We start from the raw sequence: 22,054 nt of genomic DNA on the forward strand, positions 1-22,054 counted from the left end.
CTGACCGGCGCTCACGCGCTCAGCGCGTATGAATCCTCGACCACATAGGGTCCGCCGCCGGTGGAGGCGCGCGAGGAGAACAGCACGAAGCGCGAAGCCAGGAAGGTGCGGCTCGGGAAGTAGCCGCGCACCGAGAGATAGTCGGCGACGTCCTGGCTCGAAGCGTCATGCAACCGCGCCAGCGTGACATGCGGCGTGAATTTGCGCCCTTCCGGATCGAGCCCGATCCGCTGCATCAAGCGCTCAAGCTCGGCCTGCAGCTCGATCAGCGGCTTGCTCGGCTCGACGGAGGCAACCACCGCTCGCGGCTTGCGTCCGCCGAAGCTGGACAGCCCCTGCAGCTTGACCTCGAACGGCTTGCGGTTGATCCGCAGCAGCATCGACGCGATCTCGTTGGCAGAGATGCCGTCGATATCGCCGATGAAGCGCAAGGTGACGTGATAGTTTTCGGGATCGATCCAGCGTGCGCCTGGAAGGCCGCCACGCAAGCCGGAAAGGGTCTGGCCGATCTCGGCCGGGATTTCCAGTCCAGTGAACAGACGCGGCATCGCAAGATCCTCGATGCAGAGCGTGAGCTCGAAGAGCCCTCGCTGAGAATAGCCCGGCAGCGAATCACCGGTGATTATTTCTAGCCGACTTATATGACTCTGCGAAGCATGCGACATTAACAGCTCGTAAACCTACGGAAAAACCGCAAGCCAGGCTTGTCCACTGCCTGCTTTTCAACTCCGCTGCCCAGAGATCGTGCCAACAAATGCCTCTACGGTGGGCAGCATATTTTTTACGATGATGTCGATGCCATCAGCGGTCGGATGCATGCCGTCGGCCTGGTTGAGCTTCGCATCGGCCGCGACACCCTCAAGAAAGAACGGGTAAAGCGGCACGCCGAAAGATTTCGAAAGCTCCGGATAGATCGCATTGAAGCGCGCCGCATAGTCGCTTCCGTAGTTGGGCGGCGCAAGCATGCCGCAGATGAGCACCGCCACTCCGCGCGCCTTCAGCCGCGACAGGATGTCGGACAGAGCGGCACGGGTCACCGCAGGATCGGTGCCGCGCAGCCCGTCGTTGGCTCCGAGTTCGAGGATGACGGCGTCGGTTCCCTCGGGCACTGACCAGTCGAGCCGCTCGCGACCGCCGGAGGCGGTGTCGCCGGACACCCCGGCATTGATCATGTCGACCCTTATCCCCTTGGTCTCCAAAGCCTTTTGCAGTTTCGCGGGGAACGCGGCGTTGGCCGGAAGACCAAGCCCGGCGCTTAAGGAATCGCCCAATACCACCATCTTGATCGGTTTGGCCGCCCCGGCCGATTGTCCCTGTGCCGTTGCCGTAGCCACCGTCATCAAGGCCACAATCAACACAGTTAAGTGCACGAGGGTCGCAATCCGGCCCTCGACCCGCGCGGCGGAAGTGCCATATGACCGAGCCATGGACAGTCTCATAGAATCCTCTTCGCTCTCCGGCGTCGCGCCGGACTCCGTTTCCATTTCCAACGTGAACCTCTCGCTCGGCACCGGTGCGGCCCGGGTTCATATCCTGAAGGATATCAGCCTTCGTGTGGCATCGGGGGAAGCGATCGGACTGATCGGGCCGTCAGGCTCGGGCAAGTCGACGCTGTTGATGGTGATGGCGGGATTGGAACGTCCCGACAGCGGCGAAGTAGTGGTCAACGGCACGTCGTTCAATACGCTGGACGAGGACGCGCTGGCGCGTTTCCGCGGGCGTCAGGTAGGCATCGTCTTTCAGTCGTTCCACCTGATCCCCACCATGACGGCGCTGGAAAATGTCGCGGTGCCGCTCGAACTTGCCGGCAATCCCGACGCCGCCGAGCGCGCCGCCGCGGAACTGACATCGGTCGGCCTCGGCCACCGGCTGCACCACTATCCGACGCAACTCTCCGGCGGCGAGCAGCAGCGCGTGGCGCTCGCGCGTGCGCTGGCGCCCGATCCCGCGATCCTGGTCGCGGACGAGCCGACCGGCAATCTCGATGAGGCAACGGGCAAGCAGATCGTAGACCTCCTGTTCACCAAACATGCCGAGCGCGGCATGACGCTGGTGCTCGTCACCCATGACTCTTCGCTGGCGCAGCGCTGCGACCGCGTGGTGCGGCTTCGTTCGGGACGGATCGACGGACAGTCCGCAACATGAGCATTGCTGTCGAAGCTGCCACGACGAGCCGCGCACCGTCGCTTGCTCTACGCTATGCGCTGCGCGAGTTGCGCGGCGGCCTGCGCGGCTTCTATGTCTTCATCGCCTGCATCGCGCTCGGCGTGATGGCCATCGCCGGCGTCGGCTCGGTGGCGGCGAGCCTGAGCGAAGGGCTGACACGCGAGGGCCGCTCGCTGCTTGGCGGCGACGTCAGCTTTTCCCTGATGCAGCGCGAGGCCAAGCCGGCCGAAATCGCGTTCCTGCGCACACATGGCGACGTCTCAGTCGGGGCAACGCTGCGCGCGATGGCGCGCAATCCGGCGGGCACTCTGGCGCTGGTCGAACTCAAGGCCGTCGACGAGTCTTATCCCCTGCTCGGCGAACTGACGCTCAATCCGAAGATGCCGGTCTCCGATCTCTTCGCCGAACGCAACGGCGTGTTCGGCGCCGGCGTCGATTCGACCTTGCTGGCGAGGCTTGATTTGAAGCTCGGTGACGACGTCAGCATCGGCGGCGCGACGTTCCAGATCCGCAGCGTGGTCGAGGCCGAGCCGGACAAGCTCGTCGGCGGCGTTGGCCTGGGCCCCCGCTTCCTTGTCAGCGAGGCGGGCCTGCGCGCAACCGGGTTGCTGCAGCCCGGCAGCCTGGTGCGCTGGATCTACCGCGTGAAGCTGCCGGGCAGCGCCAATGACGACCGCGCGACCACCACGTTCATCGATAGCGCACGCAATGCGCTGCCCGAAGCCGGCTGGGAGATTCGCAGCCGCGACAACGCCTCGCCGCAGCTCGAACGCAACATCAACCGCTTCACCCAGTTCCTGACCCTGGTCGGCCTCGCCGCGCTGCTGGTCGGCGGCGTCGGCGTCGCCAACGCCGTCAAGAGTCATATCGACCGCCGCCGCGACGTCATCGCCTCCTTCAAGGCGCTCGGCGCCACCGGCCGCGACGTCTTCACGATCTATTTGACCCAGGTGATCGTGCTCGCCACCATCGGCTCGGTGATCGGGCTGGCGCTCGGCGCGGCCCTGCCCTTCGTCATCGTCGGCATATTCGGAAAGCTGCTGCCGCTGCCGGTGATCCCGGCGCTGCATCCCGATGAACTTGCATTGTCGTTCGTCTACGGCCTCCTGACCGCCCTCGCATTCGGCCTGTGGCCGCTCGGCCGGGTGCACGACGTGCCGGTGGCGGCGCTGTTCCGCGATACGGTCGCCAGCGAATGGCACCGGCCGCGCTGGAGCTATCTGACGCTGATGGGCGCGGTGATCGCGCTATTGATCGCGGTTGCGGTCGGACTTTCCTACGACAAGCGCATCGCCGCCGTGTTCGTCGCCTCCTCCATCGCAGTCTTCGTGCTGCTGCGTTTGATCGCCGCCGGGTTGATGGCGCTGGCGCGCCGGCTGCCGCGTAGCCGCATCACCATGGTGCGGCTGGCGGTCGCCAACATCCACCGGCCCGGCGCGCTGACGCCATCGGTGGTGCTTTCGCTCGGCCTCGGGCTCGCCGTGCTCGTCACCATCACCCAGATCGACGGTAATTTGCGCCGCCAGTTCCTCGCCGCCCTGCCCGACCGCGCCCCCTCGTTCTTTTTCATTGATATTCCCTCCACCGAGGCCGACCGGTTCAGCGCTTTTCTGAAGCAGACCACGCCGGACGGAACGGTCGAGGACGTGCCGATGCTGCGCGGGCGCATCGTTGCCGCCCGCGGCGTCAAGGCGGACGAGTTGAAACCATCGGTCGACGCCGAATGGGTGCTGCAGAGCGACCGCGGCCTGACCTACACCGGAGAGGTTCCCAAAGGCTCGAAGATCGTCGAGGGCGAATGGTGGGGCGCCGACTATCACGGCCCGCCGCTGGTCTCGATGGAGAAGAAGATCGCCGACGGGCTGAGGCTCAAGATCGGCGACGAGATCGTCGTCAACGTGCTCGGCCGCGACATTTCGGCGAAGATCGCCAATCTCCGCAACATCGACTGGCAGGGGCTCGGCATCAATTTCGTGCTGGTGTTTTCGCCCAACGCCTTCAAGGGCGCCCCGCACAGCCATGTGGCGACCCTGACGGAGGCGCATCCGTCCCCTTCCGACGACGCCCGCATCATCAAGCAGGTCGCCGACGCTTTCCCGATGGTGACGAGCGTCCGGGTCCGCGAGGCGCTGGAGACCATCGGCAGCGTCGTCACCAATCTCGTGCTGGCGATCCGCGGCGCCAGCGCGGTGACGCTGATCTCGGCCATCCTGGTGCTGGGCGGCGCGCTCGCCGCCGGCCACCGCCACCGCGTCTATGACGCGGTGATCCTGAAGACGCTCGGCGCCACCCGCGCCCGCCTGCTGGGCGCCTATGCGCTCGAATATCTCATGATCGGCTTCGCCACCGCGCTGTTCGGCGTGTTCGCCGGCTCGATCGCCGCCTGGCTGATCGTCACCCGGCTGATGACGCTGAGTTTCGTCTGGGAGGCTGGCAGCGCCGCGGCGGTGGTGGTCGCGGCGCTGATCGTCACCGTCGGGCTCGGGCTGGCCGGCACGCTGCTCGCCTTGAACCAGAAGCCCGCGGCCGTGTTGCGGAATTTGTGACAATTTGAAGCGGGGAACGAGGCCGGTTAACACCGGCTTTGCCTTGAAATAAGGGCCAGAGCGACATTCAGCCGCGCGTGGAAGCTTGCGGCGGTTGTGTTAGTTTCCCACATACGCCTTGGGTCGGATGGGCGGTTTGATGACACGGATTTTAATGTCCGCAGGCCGCGCTATCTGAGATAGATTATACTCGGTCCCGCAAATCCCTTGCGACCGGAACAACCACGGGAATTCGACCATGTCGGACCTAGACCGTAACTATGCCTCTCCCTTCGGCCGGGCCGCCGGTCGCATTGACACTGCGACGGTCGACGCCGGTCTGCGCGCCTACATGCTGCGCATCTACAACTACATGTCGATCGGCCTCGCGATCACGGGCCTGGCCGCGCTCGGCGTCTATATGGCGGCGGTGACGGCGGATCCGTCCGCAGCCGTCGCAAAGTTCGGCAACGCCTATCTGACGCAGTTCGGCTATGCGATGTTCGTCAGCCCGCTGAAGTGGCTGTTCATCCTCGCACCGCTGGTGATGGTGTTCGTGATCTCGGCCGGCATTAACCGGCTGCAGCCCGCGACTGCTCAGCTCCTGTTCTGGGTGTTCTCGGCGCTGATGGGCCTCTCGCTGTCGTCGATCTTCCTGGTGTATACGCACACCTCGATCGTGCGGGTGTTCTTCATCACCGCGGCGACCTTTGGTGCGCTTAGCCTCTACGGCTACACCACCAAGCGTGACATGAGCGGCATGGGCTCGTTCCTGTTCATGGGCCTGATCGGCATCATCATCGCCAGCCTGGTCAACCTGTTCCTGGCGAGCTCGGCGCTGCAGTTCATCGTTTCGGTGGTCGGCGTGCTGGTGTTCGCGGGCCTCACCGCTTGGGATACCCAACGGCTGAAGAACGACTACATCTACGGCTACGCCTCGCAGGGTGGCGCGATTGCCGAGCGTGCGGCGATTACCGGCGCACTCTCGCTCTACCTGAACTTCATCAACCTGTTCACGCTGCTCCTGCAGCTCCTCGGACAGCGCGACTAAGCGCCTCCGGCAGTACCAACGATCGAAGCCCCGGCCTCACCGCCGGGGCTTTTCGTTTGCGCACTCAGTCCCCTACCCGGGCTCGTTCCCGAGCATCCACCATTGACGAGAAAGGCGTGGATGGCCGGGTCAAGCCCGGCCATGACAGATAAGGAGAGCGTTGCTCCCGGGAAACCTGCTGCTATCTTGCCGCCATGTCCGCCGTCGAGATCAGGCCCGCCACCGAGGCCGACCTTCCCTCCGTCACTGCAATTTACGAGCACGCGGTGCGCTTCGGCACCGCGACGTTCGAGCTGGTCCCGCCGGACCTCGCGGAGATGACGCGCCGCTTCAGGGCGCTGACGGATGGCGGCTTTCCCTATTTCATCGCCGCCCTTGACGGAGGCGTGGTCGGTTATGCCTATGCCGGCGCCTACCGCCCGCGTCCGGCCTATCGCTTCACGGTGGAGAATTCGATTTATCTGGATCCCTCGATCCACCGCCGCGGCGTCGGCCTGCAACTGCTGCAGCGGCTGATCAGCGAATGCGAGGCGCGCGGCTACCGGCAGATGATCGCGGTGATCGGGGACTCCGCCAACGCCGGCTCAATTGGCGTTCACCTCAAGACCGGCTTCACGCTGATCGGAACCCATCCGAGCGTCGGCCTCAAATTCGGCCGCTGGCTCGACACGGTGATGATGCAGCGCGCGCTCGGCGACGGCGCGACCACGATACCGACCGAGGATCCGGGCCGGCGTTAATTCTCCGTCATTCCGGGGCCCGCGTAAGCGCGAACCCGGAATCCAGAGGTTGGTGAGAGCGCAATTGCCGCACGAGATTCCGGGTTCGCTTCGCGCCCCGGAATGATGGACGCGGCCTTAAACAACCGCCAGCTTGCGGTCGATCACGAGCAGCACGCGCTCCAGCTCATGGCCGCGGCGCAGGATCAGGCCGGTCGCCGAAATCACGCTGTACATGCCCTGCTTGCGGGCGAGCCGCGGGTCCTTTTCGATTCGATAGATCGGGACTTCGGAGGAGCGGCGGAACACCGAGAACACGGCGCGATCCTTCAGGAAGTCGATGGCGTAATCCCGCCACTCGCCGTCGGCGACCATGCGACCATAGAGATTGAGGATGCGATTGAGTTCGAGACGATTGAACGTCACGCGGTTCTGTAGCGGGGTGGCAGCGACGGGCCGCGCCGCCGCGCGAAGCCCGCTTGGCTCGCTGTCCTCCGATATCGATATCATCAAGCGCCTCCTGTCATGCGGCTGACATGATTGCGCTAACCGGGCAGCGCCGCAAGGGTTCAGAGCCGCCGTGCGACGAATGGGAAGATTTTCCAGGAGTCACAGTATCGTTAGAAAGAATCTTATTGCTGCCCCACTTCCGCCCACCGCCCGCCCCGCTGCCCTGCGAAAAGGAAATCCTGCGTTGGCCCGGTTCTTTCGGTTCCGGATTCCTCAGCCCCCAGCCCCCCGGGGCCGTCGGGACCGGGCCTGTTCGCAGGGGAGTTAACTCCCTTTTGACTGGGCCAACGAGAGTTGGTCCTTTTCTTTTTTGGGGGTCCCTCACGACACGTCATTCCGGGCACGCGACAGCGTGAGCCCGGAATCTGGAGGTTGATGGCGGGAGATTCCGGGTTCGCGCGATGCGCGCCCGGAATGACAGGATGTGGCGGGTTTGATTTAGACCTTACCGCAGCGGCGTCATGGCCGCGCCGAGCATGGGGCCCGGCTTGTCGCGATTGCCGTCCTGGACATAGACGACGGCGGCATCGACGCCTTCACGCGAGATGTTCTCGATCGGCACAGTCCAGCTTCCCGCGCTGCCATTCCAGTCGCCGACCTTCAACAGGTTACGCACCACGTTGTGATAGGTGATCTCTTGCCCGCGATTCTCGCCGCGCCCGATCGAGATCGGCACCGCCTTGGAGATCGAGCAGATCCAGACTTCGCCATGCTTGACGCGCGGCCCATTGCTCGCCGCCACCGAGACATTGATCTGCTTGCCGGACAGCGACATCGTCACCGGCACCGACATCACGCCCTCGGTCGCGGTATCCTTGATCGCAGTCTCGATGCCGACGCGATCGCTGCCGATCACCTTCGCCGAGCCGTTAACGATGACTTGCGGCGTATAGACGTCGCGGTCGCCGCGCACATGCGAATAGGCTTTCTGGCGCGCGCTGAAGCGCGAATCAGCCAGCGTGTCCTTCCAGCCGAGATAATCCCAGTAGTCGATCGGCATGCTGAGCGCGATGACATTCGGGTCCTTGGCGAGTTCGCCGATGATCTTGTCGGCGGGCGGGCAGGACGAACAACCCTGTGAGGTGAAGAGCTCGACGACCGCACGCGGATCGGCGTGGGCGGGTCGGATGATCGCGATAATGGCGCAAACACTGAGCGCGCCGGACCAAAGCGAAAGACGATTATAGGCCATCATCGCTGTCATTCTGAGAACCGATCGTGATGATTTCCATCCGTACTTGTACGGGGCATGAGAGACGACCCTGAAGAGCATGCCCCTGACGTGCGAAAGCGGCCTTTTTCATAGGCCGCCCGCATTTTCCTAGCCATTCACGTAGCAGTGAGGCACCGATCACAAATCCGCGTTAGGCCGCGAGCTTGCGCAACACGTAGTGCAGGATGCCGCCGTTGCGATAATAATCGAGCTCATCGAGCGTATCGATGCGGCAAAGCAGCGGGACATGCTGCACTTTGCCATCGCTGGAGGTGACGTCCGCCGTCAGCATCTGGCGGGGCTTCAAATCGCCCTGCAAGCCACGAATCGTGACCTTCTCGTCGCCCTTGATGCCGAGCGACTGCCATGACGTGCCCGGCTCGAAGGTGAGTGGCAGCACACCCATGCCGACCAGATTGGAGCGATGGATGCGCTCGAAGCTCTGGCAGATCACCGCGCGAACACCGAGCAGGCGGGTGCCCTTGGCCGCCCAGTCGCGCGATGAGCCGTTGCCGTACTCGGCGCCGGCGAACACCACCAGCGGCACGCCTTCCGCTTGGTACTTCATCGCGGCATCGTAGATCGACATCTGCTCGCCGTCGGGCCAGTGCTTGGTGTTTCCGCCTTCCGGAATATTGCCGTCGGCGCCCTTGAGCATGAAGTTCTTGATGCGGATGTTGGCAAAGGTGCCGCGCATCATGACCTCATGATTGCCGCGCCGCGTGCCGTACTGGTTGAAGTCGGCGGGGCGCACCTGATGCTCGCTCAGGAATTTGCCGGCGGGTGACGTCAGCTTGATCGAGCCGGCCGGCGAGATGTGGTCGGTCGTGATCTTGTCGCCGAACATGGCGAGGATCCGCGCCTCGACGATGTCGGTGATCGGCTCGGGCTCCTTCTTCATGCCCTCGAAATAGGGCGGGTTCTGCACATAGGTCGAGCTCATATTCCAGCGATAGGTCTCGCTCTCGACCGTCTTGATCTTGCGCCAGTTGGTATCGCCCTTGAACACGTCGGCGTATTTCTTCTTGAAGATCGACGCGGTGACGAACTTCTTCATGAAGGCGTTGATTTCCTTCGCGGTCGGCCAGATGTCCTTCAGGTAGACCGGCTTGCCGTCCTTGCCCTCGCCGATCGGCTCGACCGCGAGATCCTTGGTCACGGTGCCCGCCAGCGCGTGCGCTACGACCAGCGGCGGCGAGGCGAGATAGTTCGCCTGCACGTCAGGACTGACGCGGCCCTCGAAGTTGCGGTTGCCCGACAGCACGGCGGCGGCGACGATGCCGTTGTCGTTGATCGATTTCGAAATCTCTTCCGGCAGCGGGCCGGAATTGCCGATGCAGGTGGTGCAGCCGAAGCCGACCAGGTTGAAGCCGACCTTGTCGAGATCGGCCTGCAGGCCGGAATTGGCGAGATATTCCGCCACCACCTGGCTGCCCGGGGCAAGCGAGGTCTTCACCCAAGGCTTCGCTTTCAGGCCCTTGGCAACCGCGTTGCGTGCCAAAAGGCCGGCGCCGATCAGAACGCTCGGATTGGAGGTGTTGGTGCAGGAGGTGATCGCCGCGATCACGACGTCGCCATGGCCGAGATCGAAGTTGCGGCCCTCGACCTGATAGCGCTTCTCCGCATCATCGGCCTTCTTGTATTCGCTGGCGAGCGCCGTTGCGAAGCCGGTCGCGACCGCAGGAAGGGCGACGCGGCCCTCTGGGCGCTTCGGCCCGGCCATCGACGGCACGACATCCTTGAGATCGAGAATCAGCTTTTCCGTGAACACCGGATCGGTCGAGTTCGCCGTGCGGAACAGGCCCTGCGCCTTGGCATAGGCGGCGACCAGCGCGACACGGTCCGCCTTGCGGCCGGAGGTCTTGAGATAATCGATGGTCGCGGCGTCCACCGGGAAGAAGCCGCAGGTCGCGCCGTATTCCGGCGCCATGTTGCCGATCGTCGCCTTGTCCGCGACCGAAAGATAATCGAGGCCAGGACCGAAGAACTCGACGAACTTGCCGACGACGCCCTGCTTGCGCAGCATCTGCGTCACTGTCAGCACCAGGTCGGTCGCGGTGACACCTTCCTTGAGCTGTCCCTTGAGCTTGAAGCCGACCACTTCGGGCAGCAGCATCGACAAGGGCTGGCCGAGCATGCAGGCTTCCGCCTCGATGCCGCCGACGCCCCAGCCGAGCACGGCAAGGCCGTTAACCATCGTGGTGTGCGAATCAGTGCCGACAAGCGAATCGGGATAGGCGACCTCGAAGGTGCCGGTCTTCTTGCCGACCGTCATCTTCTCCTTCTTGGTCCAGACCGTCTGGGCCAGATATTCGAGATTGACCTGGTGGCAGATGCCGGTGCCGGGCGGCACCACCGAGAAGTTCGAGAACGCCTTCTGACCCCATTTCAGGAATTCGTAGCGCTCCTGATTCTGCTTGTATTCCTCGACCACATTCTTGGCGAAGGCCTTGTTGTCGCCGAAGAAGTTGACGATCACGGAGTGGTCGATGACGAGGTCGACCGGCACCAGCGGGTTGATCTTCTCCGCATCGCCGCCGAGATTCTGCATCGCGTTGCGCATCGCCGCGAGATCGACCACGGCCGGAACACCCGTGAAATCCTGCATCAGCACGCGCGCGGGGCGGAAGGCGATTTCATGCTCGAGCTTGCGCTTCCTCAGCCATTTGCTGACTGCGACGATATCTTCCTTCTTGACGGTGCGGCCGTCCTCGTTGCGCAGAAGGTTTTCAAGCAGCACCTTCATCGAGTATGGCAGCTTCGAAATGCCCTTCAGACCGTTCTTCTCTGCCGTAGGCAGGCTGTAATAGACGTAGGTCTTGCCACCGACCTTCAGGGTCTTGCGGCATTTGAAGCTGTCGAGCGAGGTCATGCGAGGAAATCCCACTTATTCCGTTATACCCGGCAAGGGTATTTTTATACCGGCAGCGGCGAGGTCGGCTTCCGGCTTGCGGAGGCCGATGGTGTGCTGCATCAAGTTCCGGGGCTTATAGAATCTTTCTAGAAGCGCCGCCACACCGACGAGCGCGCCACAGCCTTGCGCCACCCAAAAATTCTCAACGGCTAGCGAAAGATTTCTTTGAGCATGATCCGAAAAAGTGGGGACCGGTTTTCCCCGCGACAAACGCGAAGCGTCTGCGCGGCGATCATGCTTGAGCAGATCTAGAGGGCCGTGAAGGGCATGATGCGGCTCTCAGGACAAAACTTGCGATGCGTGCGGGGCGGCCGCGAAGTGTTTTCCGGATTAGGCTTTGCAGCATCATCGGGCGAAGCGCTTGCCATCACCGGCCCCAACGGCTCGGGCAAGACCTCGCTGTTGCGCGTGATCGCCGGCCTCTTGGTGCCGTCGGACGGCTCGATCACGCTCGATGGCGGCGAGGCCGAACTGACGGTGGCCGAGCAGGCGCACTATCTCGGCCATCGCGACGCGCTGAAGCCGGGCTTAAGCGTGCTCGAAAATCTTTCCTTCTGGCGGGATTTTCTCGGCGGCGAATCGGATGACGCCGGCCGATGCCTCGCCTCCGTCGGTCTTGACCATGCGACCCATCTGCCCGCCGCCTACCTCTCCGCTGGCCAGCGCCGACGGCTTTCGATCGCGCGGCTGCTGGTCGCGCGACGGCCGGTCTGGCTGCTGGACGAACCGACCTCCGCGCTCGACACCAAAGGCCAGGACCTCTTCGTCGATTTGATGCGCGATCATCTCGCAGGCGGCGGCATCCTGATCGCCGCCACCCACACCCCGCTCGGCATCGATGTCAGGGAAATGCGGATGGGTGCCGCGTCATGACCGCGCTCTCGGCACTGATTCGGCGCGACATCCGGATTGCGCTGCGCGTCGGCGGCGGCGCGCTGATCGGCGTGTTGTTCTTCCTCACCGTCACCGTGCTGATGCCGTTCGCGGTCGGGCCGGACCTCGCGCTGCTGACGCGGCTCGGACCCGCGATCCTCTGGCTCGGCGCGCTGCTGGCGAGCCTTCTGACGCTGGACCGGCTGTTCATGGCCGACCACGAGGACGGCTCGCTGGATCTCATCGTGATGAGCCGGACGCCGCTGGAACTCGCCTGCGCGGCGAAGGCGCTGGCGCATTGGCTTGCCGCCGGCCTGCCGCTGATCGTGGCGACGCCCGTGCTCGGGCTGCTGCTCAATCTCGATGGCACCGCGACCTTGGCGGTGGCGCTGACGCTGCTGGCGGGAACCCCCGCGCTCACCTTCACCGGCATGATCGGGGCGGCGCTCGCCGTCACGTTGCACCGCGGCGGGCTGCTGCTGGCCGTGCTCGTGCTGCCGCTATCGATTCCGGTGCTGATTTTCGGCGTCGCGGCCTCGCAAGCCGCGATTATGGGCCCGCTGTCGTTCGGAACCCCGTTCTCGATCCTGTGCGCGCTGTCGCTGGTGAGTTTCGTGGTCGGGCCTTTTGCCGCAGCCGCCAGCCTGCGGCATGGGCTGGATTGAGATCAATCAACTCTTCACGAGAGGTTTTGGGCCAATTGCTTGCGACGCCGGCCGCGACTATCAGAGAAAGCCATGAGCCTGATCGACCTTGCCAACCCCACGAAATTCCTCGCGCTGACCGCGCGCGTGCTGCCGTGGCTGGCGGGCGCGACCGCGATCCTGCTGCTGATAGGGCTCTACCAGTCCGCGATGGCGCCGGACGATTACCAGCAGGGCGCGACAGTCAAGATCATGTTCATCCACGTGCCGAACGCGTGGCTGTCGATGTTCGTCTGGGGCATCATGAGCATCGCCTCGCTCGGCACGCTGGTCTGGCGACATCCGCTCGCTGACGTCGCGGCAAAGGCTGCAGCCCCGATCGGCGCCGCCTTCACCTTCCTCGCCCTCGTCACCGGCTCGCTATGGGGCCGGCCGATGTGGGGGACCTATTGGGAATGGGACGCCCGGCTCACCTCGGTCCTGATCCTGTTTTTGATGTATCTCGGCCTGATCGCGCTGTGGCGCGCGGTGGAGGATCCCTCGCGCGCGGCGCGCGCCGCTGCGGTGCTGACGCTGGTCGGCGCGATCAACATCCCAATCATCAAGTTCTCGGTCGACTGGTGGAACACGCTGCACCAGCCGGCATCCGTGATCCGGATGGGCGGGCCGACGCTGGACAATGCCTTCCTGATTCCGCTCCTGGTGATGGCGGTCGCATTCTCGCTGCTGTTCATCACCTTGCATCTGGCGGCGATGCGGAACGAAATCCTGCGCCGCAGGGTGCGCAGCCTGCAGATGATGCAGGCCAATCAAAAGGCGGCATGATGGCAGCGCTCGGCCCCTACGCCTCCTTCATCGCGACATCCTACGGGCTGGTAGCAGCCGTGGTGGTGCTGCTGATCGTCTGGATCTTTCTCGACTACCGCCAGCAGACGGCGCGGCTGCGCGAACTCGAGGCCAGCGGCATTGTCAGGCGCTCCGGGCGCAGCGCGGCGGAGATCTAGAGCATGATCCGGAAAAGTGGAAATCGGTTTTCCGAAAAGATCTCATGAGCGAACCCATTGCCGAAACCGCGCCGCGGAGCCGGCGCTGGCTGGTGGCGCTGCCGCTGGTGGTCTTTGCCGCCCTCGCCGCGCTATTCCTGCTGCGGCTCTATGGCGGCGATCCCTCAAGGATTCCATCGGCACTGATCGGCCGGCCGGCGCCGCAAACCGCGCTGCCCGCGCTCGAAGGGTTGACCAGAGATGGCGCGCAGGTGCCCGGACTCGATCCCGCCGCCTTCAAGGGCAAGGTCAGCCTCGTCAATGTCTGGGCGTCCTGGTGCGTGCCGTGCCATGACGAAGCCCCGCTCTTGACCGAGCTCGCCAAGGACAACCGGCTGCAGCTCGTCGGCATCAACTACAAGGATGCGCCCGACAACGCCCGCCGCTTCCTCGGCCGCTACGGCAATCCGTTCAGCATCGTCGGCGTCGACGCCAACGGCCGCGCCTCGATCGAATGGGGCGTCTATGGCGTACCCGAGACCTTCATCGTCGGCCGCGAGGGCACCATCGTCTACAAGATGGTCGGACCGGTGACGCCGCAGAATTTCGACAGTGTGCTCAAGGTCGAGATCGAGAAGGCGCTGAAGGCCGGGACGTAGTTTTCTCCGTCATTCCGGGGCGTTTCACCACTTGCGCTTGCCGCCCGATGGATTCCGGGCTCGTGCTACGCACGCCCCGGAATGACGGGCGGAGAGAGAGCTTACCCCTTACTCACGTCCCCGGCCTCCGCCTCGCTCCGCTCCAGCGAGACCGGCTCGAGCTGGTAGCGCTTGATCAGCGGCATCTGGGTGACGGCAAACAGCATCGTCAGCGGCACCATGCCGAACACCTTGAAGGTGACCCAGAAATCGGTGGTCTGGGTGCGCCAGACGATCTCGTTCACCACGGCCATCGCCAGGAACCACAATGCCCAGCGGAAGGTGAGGATGCGCCAGCCGTGCGGGGTGAGGTTGAACATCTGGTCGAACATGATCGCGATGAAGGAGCGGCCGAACAGCAGGCCGCCGCCCAAAATCGCGGCGAACAGCGCGTAGACGATGGTCGGCTTCATCTTGATGAAGGTCTCATCATGCAGGATCAGCGTCAGCGTGCCGAATACGACGACAACCACCGCCGTGACGATCGCCATCAAGGGCACATGCCGCGTCACGAGGTAAGCTGCGATGATCGCAATCACCACGGCCACCATGAATACGCCGGTGGCGATGAACAGGTTCGACTTGGCGTTGACGAAGAAGAAGATGAGCAGCGGACCAAGCTCGGTTGCGAGCTTGAACAGAGGATGCGGTGCTTTGTTGTCCATTACTACTCGATCCCTGCGATCGCCCTGGCGAAATCGCGCGCGGTGAAGGGGGCAAGATCATCGACGCCTTCGCCGACCCCGATGAAGTGCACCGGCAATTTGTGTTTCTCCGACAGCGCCACCAGAATGCCGCCCCGCGCGGTGCCGTCCAGTTTCGTCATCACGAGGCCGGTGACGCCAGCAGTACGGTGAAAGGCCTCGACCTGCGACAGCGCATTTTGTCCCACCGTGGCGTCGAGGACCAGCAGCACCGCATGCGGCGCCGTGGCATCGACCTTCCGGATCACGCGCACGACCTTTTCGAGCTCGTTCATCAATTCGGCTTTGTTCTGCAGCCGGCCGGCGGTATCGATCAGCAGCAGGTCGAGCTTCTGCTCCTTGGCCGCGCTGAGCGCATTGAAGGCGAGGCTCGCGGAATCCGAACCCTGGGCACCGGCGATGACGGGCGATTTGGTCCGTTCGCCCCAGATCTTGAGCTGCTCGATCGCGGCGGCGCGGAAGGTGTCACCGGCGGCCAGCATTACCTTGCGGCCTTCGGCGGAAAACTTCGCCGCGAGCTTGCCGATGGTCGTGGTCTTGCCGGAGCCGTTGACGCCGACCACGAGGACGACGAATGGTTTTTTCGCCGCATCGATCTCGAGCGGCTGGGCCACCGGCGCCAGCACCTTCTCGACCTCGGTTGCGACCACGGCCTTGACCTCGTCGGCCGAGATCTCCTTGTCGTAGCGTCCGGCGCCGACGGCGTCCGCGATGCGCACCGCGACATCGGTCCCGAGATCGGCGCGCAGCAGCACATCCTCGATATCATCGAGCATGGCGCGGTCGAGTTTGCGCTTGGTGACGAGGCCGGCAACGGCAGTGCCGATCGAACTCGAGGTCCGCTTCAGCCCGTTGGAGAGCCGCTTCCACCAGCTCAGTTTGGGTGCAGTGGTATCGTTCATGGCACGGGTGTGTTAGCCGTTTCGCCCCGCAAACGAAAGTCTCGACGCGTGAACGATGTTCCACAATTGACGCCGGCGGAAATCGAGGCGCGCGTGCTCCATCGCGACGGCCTGATGCTGGTGATCGACAAACCGGCCGGAATTCCGGTGCATCGTGGCCCAAAAGGCGGCCCCAACCTGGAAGCCTCGTTCGACGCGCTGCGTTTCGGCCTGCCGCGGCCGCCGGTGCTCGCCCATCGGCTGGACCGGGACACCTCGGGCTGCCTCGTCCTTGGGCGACATCGCAAGGCGACCGCCTCGCTCGGCCTGTTGTTCAAGCACGGCAAGATATCAAAGACATATTGGGCCGTGGTCGAAGGCGGGCCTGCCGAGGAGCAAGGCACGATCGATCTGCCGCTCGGCCGCAAGAACGCCGAACGCGGCTGGTGGCAGAAGCCGGACCCGGAAGGTCAAAAGGCCGTGACAAACTGGAAGGTGCTCGGCCGCGGCGACGGTCTTGCCTGGCTCGCGATGGAACCGGTCACCGGCCGCACCCATCAATTGCGCGTGCACGCTTCCGCCATGGGCTGGCCGATCTTTGGCGACAACATCTACGGCAACGGCCCGCGCTTCGGCGAGCCGCGCCTGCATCTGCACTCGCGCGAATTGGTGATCCCGATCTCGAAGAACAAGGACCCGGTGCGAGTAGTCGCGCCCGCGCCCGAGCACATGCATGAGCGGCTGCGGGCGTGCGGCTGGAATGGGGAGTAGCGAGTAGCCCCGAGCTCGTCATGGCCCGGCTTGTCCCGGCCATCCACGTCGTGCCGCTTGAGAAAAGCAAGACGTGGATGCCCGGGACAAGCCCGGGCATGACGGAGAACTAGATGGTCAGCCGCGCACCATCATTACCGCTGATCGCAAGCGCCCGCACCGCGCCCGGCGTTTCGCCTCTGATCGCGACTGGCAAAAAGTGCTCCGTGCGGCCTTGCCTGTCGCTCTCGATCAGGACCTGACGCGTCGTGCCGATTTCGGCGGCGAGCCGCTTGCGCAACGCCGCGTCCCCCACGGCGCGCAATCGTTTCGCGCGCTGCTTGATCTCGCCACCATCCACTTGCGGCATCCGTGCCGCCGGCGTGCCGGGGCGCTTGGAATACGGAAACACATGCAGGAAAGTAAGATCGCATTCCGCGACCAAATCCTGCGAGCGCGCAAACATCTCTTCCGTCTCGGTCGGGAAGCCTGCGATGATGTCGGCGCCGAACGCCATATCCGGCCGCAGCCGCCGTACCTGCGCGCAGAACTCGATCGCGTCCTGACGCGAGTGCCGGCGCTTCATCCGTTTCAGGATCATGTCATCGCCGGACTGCAGCGACAGATGCAGATGCGGCATCAGCCTGTCATCATTGCCGATCACGTCGAGCAGATCGCGGTCGGCCTCGATGGAATCGATCGAGGAAATGCGCAGGCGCTGCAACTCCGGCACGTGCTTCAGGATCTGCCGCGTCAATGTGCCAAGCTTGGGCGTGCCCGGCAGGTCGGCGCCATAGCTCGTGAGGTCAACGCCCGTCAGTACGATCTCGACATGGCCGCGTTCGACCAGCGCGCGGACCTGATCGACCACCGCGCCCATCGGCACCGAGCGCGAATTGCCGCGGCCGAACGGGATGATGCAGAAGGTGCAGCGATGATCGCAGCCGTTCTGCACCTGCACGAACACCCGCGGCAGGCCCTTCTGAAAACCTTCCAGCAGATGCGGCGCCATTTCCCTGACCGCCATGATATCGGCGACCGCGATCTTCTCGCTCGGTGCGACACCAAGGCCCGCATCGAACACCGCGCGTGCATCGTGCCAGGCTGCGCTTCGCGTCTTCTCATCATTGCCGATGACGCGATCGACTTCCGCCATGTCAGCGAACATCTGCGCTTGGGTCTGCGCCGCGCAGCCGGTGACGACGATGCGCGCTTCGGGGCGCTCGCGCTTCAACCGGCGGATCGATTGGCGCGCCTGCGCCACCGCCTCATTGGTAACCGCGCAGCTATTGATGACGATGGTGTCGGCAAGGCCGGCGTTGTCAGCCTCGTGCCGGATCAGCTCCGATTCGAACGCATTCAGGCGACAGCCGAAGGTGATGACGTCGACGGTCATCTCAGGTGACGCTGGCGCTGGCGAACAGCGCAGGATCGAAGCGGCCTTCATATTCGAAGGTCGCCGTCCCCGTCATCAGCACGTGGTCGTCGCGCTCGCGCCATTCGATATTGAGCTTGCCTCCGGGCAGCGTGATCTCGACGGTACGACTGGCGCGCTTCAGCCGCGCCGCCGCCACCGCGGTCGCGCAGGCGGCCGAGCCGCACGCCTTGGTCAGGCCCGCCCCGCGTTCCCAGGTCCGGATCGTGATGTGGTCGGCATCGACGATATGGGCGAGCGTGATGTTGGCGCGCTCCGGAAAGATCGGATGATTTTCCAGAAGCGGCCCGAAGCGGGAAAGGTCATAGGCGTTGACGTCTTCCACCCAGAAGATCGCGTGCGGATTGCCCATGCTGACGACCGAGGGCGAATGCAGGATCGGCGCATCGATCGGTCCGATCTGCAATTCGATATAACGGGTGTCGCGAAACTCCTCGGCCAGCGGAATGTCCTGCCAGCCGAATTTCGGCGTGCCCATGTCGACGGTGTAGAGATCGGGCGCCGGGCCCTGCCAGCAATTGAGCAGCCCCGCCCGGGTCTCGAAGGTGGCGGCGGACTGCCCGGTCTTCTCGAACACCCGGCGCACCACGCAGCGCATGCCATTGCCGCAGGCGCCGGCTTCCGAGCCGTCATTGTTGTAGATCTTGATAAAGGCTTCCGTCCCCTGCAGCCGCGGCGGCTGCAGCACCATGAGCTGGTCGTAGGGCACGCCGGCCGGGGCGGCCACCGCGCGGGCATCCTCCGGCGCTACCTGAGCCTTCGAATCACGCATGTCGACCACGACGATCTCGTTGCCGATACCGTTCATCTTGGCGAATGCGTGGTTGGCGAGCGCGCTCATGGAATTTCCCAATTTATGCCTGCCTTATATGGCGAATGACGCCGAATTGGCCAGAGCATGGTCCGGACCCGGAAGGTGGCGCCCCGTGCAAAGCGGCGTCCATTTCCGAAAAAGATCCCGCTCAGACAGAAAGATGCAGCGGAATGATGTCGCGAAACGACGCTATTCATTCCGCACCCGCGGCCGCCCATGGCACAAGTGTCATGGGACGAAAGCGGAACTTGCGTGTTAGGACTATCGCGCCTTGCGGACGTCAGCCGGGACAAAAAGGCGGCCGCTCGGGATGGGGATGGAGAATATCAAGATGATTCGATTCAATGGTTTCCGCGGCACATTGGTCGCATTGGTCCCGATAATCGCTATTGCCTGGGGCAGCGTGGCGCTGGCGCAAGCGCCGGCTCCAGCCGCCTCGCCTTCGCCGGCGCCTTCGGCCTCGCCGGTGCCGCCGGCGCCCGCCCCCACTCCCGCACCGCCGCCGGCCGAGACCAAATCGCCGGCCGACGCCCCTTCAACCGCCCAGAGTCCGACGCCCCCGGCCTCCGCGCCGGTCCAGACGGCCGACCCCTTCGGCGAGGAGTTCACGCTGGAGCCGAAGAAGGTTGTCATGGTGAAGGGCACCGCCAACTGGGACTCGGCCTTCGACTCCCTGACCGATTCGCTGAAGGCGCTGACGGCGCTGCTTGAGAAACAGAACATCAAGCCGACAGGCAATGCGATGATCGTCTACACCTCGACCGACGACACCGGCTTCACCTTCATCGCGGAAATCCCTGTCGACCAGGAGGTGAAGAACCTCGGCAAGAACATGAGCATGGGCAACTCGCCTGACGGCAAAGCCTTGAAGTTCGTCCACCGCGGCTCCTACGACAATATGGACAACACCTACGAGGCGATCACCAATCACCTCGACGACAAGAAACTCGAAGCAAAAGACACCTTTATCGAGGAATACACCACCGATCCGCTGAAGACGGCGGAAGACAAGCTGGTGATCAACGTCTACGTCCCCCTGAAGTGAACTGAAGTGAAGTGAAGCGAATGAAACAGCTCGTTGCCCTCGCGGCGCTGGCGCTGGCGGCATCGCCTGCCCTGGCGCAGACGGTCCCGCCTCCTGCGATTTCCGTCAACGGCGAAGCCACCATCTCGGCAGCGCCCGACCAGGCCGAGATCGACGCCGGCGTAACCTCGGAAGCCAAGACCGCGCGCGAGGCGTCCGACATCAACAACGCCGCAATGGGCAAGGTGCTGCTGGCGCTGAAAGGCGCCGGCATCGATGAGAAGGACTACCAGACCTCGCGATTGTCGCTGCAGCCGCAATATCCCACGACCCAAAGCCGGCCGGGGCCGGCAACGATTTCCGGCTATCGCGCCACCAATCGCGTGATCATCAAGGTGCGCGATATCACCAAGATCGCGGGCCTGATCGATGTCCTGGTTGGCGCCGGCGCCAATGAGATCGGCGGTATCGGATTCTTGGTCTCGCAGGCCTCAAAACTGCTCGATGACGCACGCGAAAAGGCCGTCGCCGACGCGCGTCGCAAGGCGGAAATCTACGCCAGGGCGGCCGGCGTCACGCTTGGCGATGCACTCAGCGTCACGGAAGGCGGACCGCCGACGCCCCTCTTCCGCGGCAAGATGGCCGCGCCAATGGCAGCCGCAGCGCCGGTTGCGCCGGGCGAGGAGACGCTGTCGGTCTCGGTGAACGTGTCCTGGGCGATCAAGCCGAAGCAGTAAGCAAGCCGAACCAATTGGGCTGTCGTCCCGGCCTTGAGCCGGGACGACGTTAGATCTCGAACACCTGTCCCGGCTTCAGCACCGCGAATTTGTCGCGCGGCACTTCCGCCTGGTCGAGCGCCTCGCCGAGCGCGATCACCGGCGCATCGATGGCCTCATCGGTGAGCTGGAAGGTGCCATGGTGATGCGCCAGGGCCTGCGCGGCGCCGCAATCGGCCAGCGCCTTCACCGCATCTTCCGGATTCATGTGCTGGTCACGCATGAACCAGCGCGGCTCATAGGCGCCGATCGGCAGGATCGCGAGGCGCAGCGGGCCGTGCGCCTCGGCGACACGGCGAAAATGGCCGCCATCGCCATAGCCGGAATCGCAGACGATGTAGAGCTTGCCAACCGGCGTCTCCAGCACGAAGCTCGCCCACAGCGCCTTGTTGCGGTCGAGCAGCCCACGCGCCGACCAGTGCCGGGTCGGCACCAGCGTCACTGCGAGGCCGTTGCCAAGCTCGACACGATCCTGCCAGTCGAACGCTTCGGCTTTGATCGCGCGATCCGCCTCGCGCATGGTGACGTCGTTGCCGAGCGGCGTGATCACGCGCGGCGAGAACTTCGCCGCCAGCTTCGACAGCGTCGCGATATCGAGATGATCGTAATGGCCGTGCGATACCAGCACGACATCGATCTCGGGCAATGCCTCGAACGCGATGCCGGGATCGTTGCGTCGCTTCGGTCCCGCCCAGGAGAACGGTGAGGCGCGCATCGACCACACCGGGTCGACCAATATATTGAGACCGGCGGCCTGGATCAGCCAGCTCACATGGCCGACAAAGGACAGCCGCACCTTGTCGCCCTCGACCCGCGGCGGCGGCGTATCGGCGTGAGGACTTGGCACCCAGTCCGGCCAGGTCACGCGCTTCCGCTCGCCGTCGAACTGCCAGCGCAGCACCTCAGCCAGTTTCTTGGGCGGCGCGCCGTGAGGATCGAAGAAGCGCAAGCCATCGAAATGATCGGAGACGGGGCCGTCATAGGTCTTCATGCGGTCAATCCAAGCAGACGGCACGCCCACTACGGCGGCAGTACCGGCGAGCAGTCCAAAAATGCGGCGACGGGTGATGGGCACGGGCCTGTATCACGGGTAGTGACGTGGGAATTTATATGGCGGTGAGTACATAAATCGGAACCTATGACCGAAACATAAGTACTTTCATGTCTTTACGGGTTCAATTCGGATCACCTCACCCGACTTTTCCTTGACTTTTGGCCTCGGTGGGGGTTTAACGCCGGCACTTTCTCGGAAAGATCGTTCTTTTCGACCCGCCGACCGGCCCCTCGAGACCGGAGGTCAACGCCCGACAGCGCTGTGCGCCCTCGGGCGCGAAAGTGTTTGGAAGACCGTCTTTTTGCAGATCGTCTTGGCGT

The 22,054-nt window shown here is 64.0% G+C and carries 22 protein-coding genes; 12 read left to right on the forward strand and 10 right to left on the reverse strand.

Annotation, left to right across the window (positions count from 1 at the left end):
* Positions 1 to 11 precede the first annotated feature (11 nt).
* Positions 12 to 548, reverse strand: coding sequence for an RNA 2',3'-cyclic phosphodiesterase (thpR, locus tag AC5ZG1_RS02965; RefSeq protein WP_496131938.1), 537 nt, complete (start codon positions 546 to 548; stop codon positions 12 to 14).
* A gap of 174 nt (positions 549 to 722) precedes the next feature.
* Entirely contained in the window at positions 723 to 1,370 is a 648-nt protein-coding gene (locus AC5ZG1_RS02970; protein WP_496132087.1) for an arylesterase, read from the reverse strand.
* Positions 1,371 to 1,425: 55 nt separating this feature from the next.
* Between AC5ZG1_RS02970 and AC5ZG1_RS02975 the strand changes: the two genes are divergently transcribed.
* From AC5ZG1_RS02975 to AC5ZG1_RS02990, 4 genes are all read left to right on the forward strand, one after another.
* Complete coding sequence (locus AC5ZG1_RS02975; RefSeq protein ID WP_496131939.1) at positions 1,426 to 2,145, forward strand: ABC transporter ATP-binding protein; 720 nt, start codon at positions 1,426 to 1,428, stop codon at positions 2,143 to 2,145.
* Complete coding sequence (locus AC5ZG1_RS02980) at positions 2,142 to 4,712, forward strand: ABC transporter permease (RefSeq protein ID WP_496131940.1); 2,571 nt, start codon at positions 2,142 to 2,144, stop codon at positions 4,710 to 4,712. The genes AC5ZG1_RS02975 and AC5ZG1_RS02980 overlap by 4 nt, the downstream gene beginning before the upstream one ends.
* 238 nt (positions 4,713 to 4,950) lie before the next feature.
* Positions 4,951 to 5,742, forward strand: coding sequence for a Bax inhibitor-1/YccA family protein (locus AC5ZG1_RS02985; protein ID WP_028166231.1), 792 nt, complete (start codon positions 4,951 to 4,953; stop codon positions 5,740 to 5,742).
* Positions 5,743 to 5,936: 194 nt separating this feature from the next.
* Positions 5,937 to 6,482: a GNAT family N-acetyltransferase gene (locus AC5ZG1_RS02990; protein WP_456645277.1), complete on the forward strand. Its 546-nt coding sequence runs from the start codon at positions 5,937 to 5,939 to the stop codon at positions 6,480 to 6,482.
* A 117-nt stretch (positions 6,483 to 6,599) separates the two neighbouring features.
* Here AC5ZG1_RS02990 and AC5ZG1_RS02995 read toward each other — a convergent pair whose 3' ends face one another.
* The 3 genes from AC5ZG1_RS02995 to acnA all read right to left on the reverse strand — a co-directional run bounded on the left by AC5ZG1_RS02995 (position 6,600) and on the right by acnA (position 11,056).
* Positions 6,600 to 6,971: a DUF2794 domain-containing protein gene (locus AC5ZG1_RS02995; RefSeq protein WP_496131941.1), complete on the reverse strand. Its 372-nt coding sequence runs from the start codon at positions 6,969 to 6,971 to the stop codon at positions 6,600 to 6,602.
* A gap of 445 nt (positions 6,972 to 7,416) precedes the next feature.
* Positions 7,417 to 8,175 carry a DUF1223 domain-containing protein gene (locus AC5ZG1_RS03000; RefSeq protein WP_028166228.1) on the reverse strand — a complete coding sequence of 253 codons (759 nt, stop codon included), beginning with the start codon at positions 8,173 to 8,175 and terminating at the stop codon, positions 7,417 to 7,419.
* 160 nt (positions 8,176 to 8,335) lie between these two features.
* Positions 8,336 to 11,056: an aconitate hydratase AcnA gene (acnA, locus tag AC5ZG1_RS03005; RefSeq protein ID WP_496131942.1), complete on the reverse strand. Its 2,721-nt coding sequence runs from the start codon at positions 11,054 to 11,056 to the stop codon at positions 8,336 to 8,338.
* A 312-nt stretch (positions 11,057 to 11,368) separates the two neighbouring features.
* On the opposite strand from acnA, the gene ccmA reads away from it, so the two are divergent.
* From ccmA to AC5ZG1_RS03030, 5 genes are all read left to right on the forward strand, one after another.
* Positions 11,369 to 11,971 carry a heme ABC exporter ATP-binding protein CcmA gene (gene ccmA, locus AC5ZG1_RS03010; protein ID WP_496132088.1) on the forward strand — a complete coding sequence of 201 codons (603 nt, stop codon included), beginning with the start codon at positions 11,369 to 11,371 and terminating at the stop codon, positions 11,969 to 11,971.
* Positions 11,968 to 12,636, forward strand: coding sequence for a heme exporter protein CcmB (ccmB, locus tag AC5ZG1_RS03015; RefSeq protein ID WP_028166225.1), 669 nt, complete (start codon positions 11,968 to 11,970; stop codon positions 12,634 to 12,636). The genes ccmA and ccmB overlap by 4 nt, the downstream gene beginning before the upstream one ends.
* A 72-nt stretch (positions 12,637 to 12,708) precedes the next feature.
* Positions 12,709 to 13,440, forward strand: a complete 732-nt coding sequence (locus AC5ZG1_RS03020; protein ID WP_130228363.1) for a heme ABC transporter permease — start codon at positions 12,709 to 12,711, stop codon at positions 13,438 to 13,440.
* Positions 13,440 to 13,619 carry a heme exporter protein CcmD gene (ccmD, locus tag AC5ZG1_RS03025; protein ID WP_409334867.1) on the forward strand — a complete coding sequence of 60 codons (180 nt, stop codon included), beginning with the start codon at positions 13,440 to 13,442 and terminating at the stop codon, positions 13,617 to 13,619. The genes AC5ZG1_RS03020 and ccmD overlap by 1 nt, the downstream gene beginning before the upstream one ends.
* Positions 13,620 to 13,663: 44 nt before the next feature.
* The gene (locus AC5ZG1_RS03030) at positions 13,664 to 14,257 is read left to right on the forward strand and encodes a DsbE family thiol:disulfide interchange protein (protein WP_130228362.1); all 594 of its coding nucleotides are present in this window, start codon (positions 13,664 to 13,666) and stop codon (positions 14,255 to 14,257) included.
* A 101-nt stretch (positions 14,258 to 14,358) separates the two neighbouring features.
* On the opposite strand, the gene AC5ZG1_RS03035 is transcribed toward AC5ZG1_RS03030, so the two are convergent.
* Together AC5ZG1_RS03035 and ftsY are read right to left on the reverse strand one after the other, a co-directional pair.
* On the reverse strand, positions 14,359 to 14,961 hold the full coding sequence (locus AC5ZG1_RS03035) for a septation protein A (protein WP_496131943.1): 603 nt from the start codon (positions 14,959 to 14,961) through the stop codon (positions 14,359 to 14,361).
* Between the two features lie 2 nt (positions 14,962 to 14,963).
* Positions 14,964 to 15,902, reverse strand: coding sequence for a signal recognition particle-docking protein FtsY (gene ftsY / locus AC5ZG1_RS03040; protein ID WP_130228361.1), 939 nt, complete (start codon positions 15,900 to 15,902; stop codon positions 14,964 to 14,966).
* A gap of 48 nt (positions 15,903 to 15,950) precedes the next feature.
* Here ftsY and AC5ZG1_RS03045 point away from each other — a divergent pair, with 48 nt between their 5' ends.
* On the forward strand, positions 15,951 to 16,652 hold the full coding sequence (locus AC5ZG1_RS03045; protein ID WP_496131944.1) for an RluA family pseudouridine synthase: 702 nt from the start codon (positions 15,951 to 15,953) through the stop codon (positions 16,650 to 16,652).
* A gap of 109 nt (positions 16,653 to 16,761) precedes the next feature.
* On the opposite strand, the gene mtaB is transcribed toward AC5ZG1_RS03045, so the two are convergent.
* Complete coding sequence (gene mtaB, locus AC5ZG1_RS03050; RefSeq protein ID WP_496131945.1) at positions 16,762 to 18,027, reverse strand: tRNA (N(6)-L-threonylcarbamoyladenosine(37)-C(2))-methylthiotransferase MtaB; 1,266 nt, start codon at positions 18,025 to 18,027, stop codon at positions 16,762 to 16,764.
* A 1-nt stretch (position 18,028) separates the two neighbouring features.
* Positions 18,029 to 18,907, reverse strand: coding sequence for a diaminopimelate epimerase (gene dapF / locus AC5ZG1_RS03055; protein ID WP_496131946.1), 879 nt, complete (start codon positions 18,905 to 18,907; stop codon positions 18,029 to 18,031).
* Positions 18,908 to 19,211: 304 nt separating this feature from the next.
* Between dapF and AC5ZG1_RS03060 the strand changes: the two genes are divergently transcribed.
* Both AC5ZG1_RS03060 and AC5ZG1_RS03065 read left to right on the forward strand, forming a co-directional pair.
* The gene (locus tag AC5ZG1_RS03060; RefSeq protein ID WP_496131947.1) at positions 19,212 to 19,925 is read left to right on the forward strand and encodes a GyrI-like domain-containing protein; all 714 of its coding nucleotides are present in this window, start codon (positions 19,212 to 19,214) and stop codon (positions 19,923 to 19,925) included.
* 20 nt (positions 19,926 to 19,945) lie between these two features.
* The gene (locus AC5ZG1_RS03065) at positions 19,946 to 20,641 is read left to right on the forward strand and encodes an SIMPL domain-containing protein (RefSeq protein ID WP_208829800.1); all 696 of its coding nucleotides are present in this window, start codon (positions 19,946 to 19,948) and stop codon (positions 20,639 to 20,641) included.
* A gap of 49 nt (positions 20,642 to 20,690) precedes the next feature.
* On the opposite strand, the gene AC5ZG1_RS03070 is transcribed toward AC5ZG1_RS03065, so the two are convergent.
* Complete coding sequence (locus AC5ZG1_RS03070; protein WP_028166215.1) at positions 20,691 to 21,755, reverse strand: MBL fold metallo-hydrolase; 1,065 nt, start codon at positions 21,753 to 21,755, stop codon at positions 20,691 to 20,693.
* Positions 21,756 to 22,054: the final 299 nt, after the last annotated feature.

It is taken from the genome of Bradyrhizobium sp. Leo78 (assembly GCF_059512425.1).